The sequence below is a fragment of the Streptomyces sp. URMC 123 genome, assembly GCF_051386515.1.
Taxonomy (GTDB): Bacteria; Actinomycetota; Actinomycetes; order Streptomycetales; family Streptomycetaceae; genus Streptomyces.
This window is the reverse complement of record NZ_JBPQTV010000577.1, coordinates 1-1,811: the sequence shown is the minus strand read 5'-3', so window position 1 is coordinate 1,811 and position 1,811 is coordinate 1. Positions and strand designations below refer to the sequence as shown.

Annotated in this window: 2 protein-coding genes; one reads left to right on the top strand and one right to left on the bottom strand. The window is 72.6% G+C overall.

Translation table 11 applies throughout. The features are described from left to right. Positions 1 to 941: non-homologous end-joining DNA ligase (gene ligD / locus ACSNOD_RS30905; RefSeq protein WP_436770389.1), on the bottom strand; the 941-nt coding region annotated here is incomplete at its 3' end. Positions 942 to 1,001: 60 nt separating this feature from the next. Here ligD and ACSNOD_RS30900 point away from each other — a divergent pair. After that, on the top strand, positions 1,002 to 1,811 hold an 810-nt coding region (locus ACSNOD_RS30900; RefSeq protein ID WP_436770388.1), incomplete at its 3' end, for a Ku protein.

Below are 1,811 nucleotides of genomic sequence, written 5' to 3'. Positions count from 1 at the left end.
GACTGACCCCGGCCCGGCGCGCCCGCGCGGTGCCGTTCAGCGGGCCGGAGGTCCGAAGAGTCGGCGGGTCGGCGGGCGCTCGCGGGGTCGTTGAGCGGGGCGAGGATGTCCCCGTGCGCGCGCAGCCGGCCGGCCATGTCGTCGGCGAGGACGACGAGTTCGGCGGGGTCGGCGCAGTCGGTGATCTCCTCCCAGGTGACGGGGGCGGAGACGGTGGGCTCGGGCCACGCGCGCAGGGTGTACGGGGTGGCGGTGGTCTTCGCCGCGGCGTTCTGACTCCAGTCGACGAACACGCGGCCGGGGCGCAGGGCGCGGGCCATGCGGTGGACGACGAGGTCGGGCAGGGCCCGCTCGGCCTCCTGGGCGAGGGACTTGGCGTACGCGGTCGCCCGCTCCGAGGGGACCGGGGTGATCGGCGCGAGCAGATGCAGGCCCTTGGCCCCGGAGGTCTTGGCGAGGGCGGTGAGGCCGTCGGCGGCGAGGCGCTCGCGCAGCCAGAGGGCGACGGCGCAGCAGTCGACGACGGTGGCGGGCGGGCCGGGGTCGAGGTCGAGGACCAGCCGGTCGGCCCGGGCCGGCCGCTGGACGGTCCACTGCGGGGTGTGGAACTCGGTGACCAGGTTGGCGGCCCAGATCAGCGAGGGCAGGTCCTGGACGACCACCTGTTCGGTGGTGCGGGCGGCGGAGCGGGGGACCTCCGCGACCCTCACCCACTCGGGCGTACCGGGCGGCACGTTCTTGGCGAAGAACCGCTGCCCCTCGGGGCCGTCGGGGAAGCGCAGGAAGGACAGCGGGCGGTCGCGGAGGTGGGCGAGCAGCGGTTCGGCGGTGACGGCGTAGTAGTGCACCACCTCGCCCTTGGTGAACCCGCCCGGATAGATGACCTTGTCGAGGTTGCTCAGCGGCACGCGCCGCCCCTCCACCTCCGTGATCGGCGACATACCATGAGAGTCCCACGAAACGGCACGAAGGCGCACCAACGTGCACGAAAGGGATTGATCATGCGATCCATCTGGAAAGGGTCCATTTCCTTCGGCCTGGTCAGCATCCCGATCAAGGTGGTGGGCGCCACCGAGAACCACTCGGTCTCCTTCCACCAGGTGCACGCGCCCGACGGCGGCCGCATTCGCTACCGCAAGGTGTGCGAGCTGGAGGACACCGAGGTGCCCTCCGAGGAGATCTCCAAGGGCTATCCGGCCCCCGACGGCACCACGGTCCAGCTCACCGACGCCGACCTCGCCTCCCTGCCGCTGCCGACCGCCAAGACCATCGAGATCCTCGCCTTCGTGCCGGCCGACGAGATCGACCCGCTCCAGCTGGACCGCTCGTACTACCTGGCCGCCGACGGGGCCGCGGCCGCCAAGCCGTACGTGCTGCTGCGGGAGGCGCTCAAGCGCAGCGAGAAGGTCGCCGTCGCCAAGCTGGCGCTGCGGGGCCGGGAGACGCTGGGCATGCTGCGCGTGGTGGACGACGCGCTGGCGATGCACACGATGCTGTGGCCGGACGAGATCCGCTCGTCGGCCGGGGTGGCGCCGGACGCGGACGTGAAGATCCGCGACGCCGAACTGGACCTGGCGGACACGCTGATGAACGCCCTCGGCGACATCGACCTGGAGTCGCTGCACGACGAGTACCGCGAGGCGGTCGAGGAGCTGGTCGAGGCCAAGCTGGAGGGCACCGAGCCGACCACGGTGGTCCGCGAGCGGCCGGGCAAGGTCATCGACCTGATGGCGGCCCTGGAGAACAGCGTGCGGGAGGCGAAGCGGAGCCGGGCGGGGGGCGCGGCCGCGGAAGAGGCGGAGGGGGCGGAG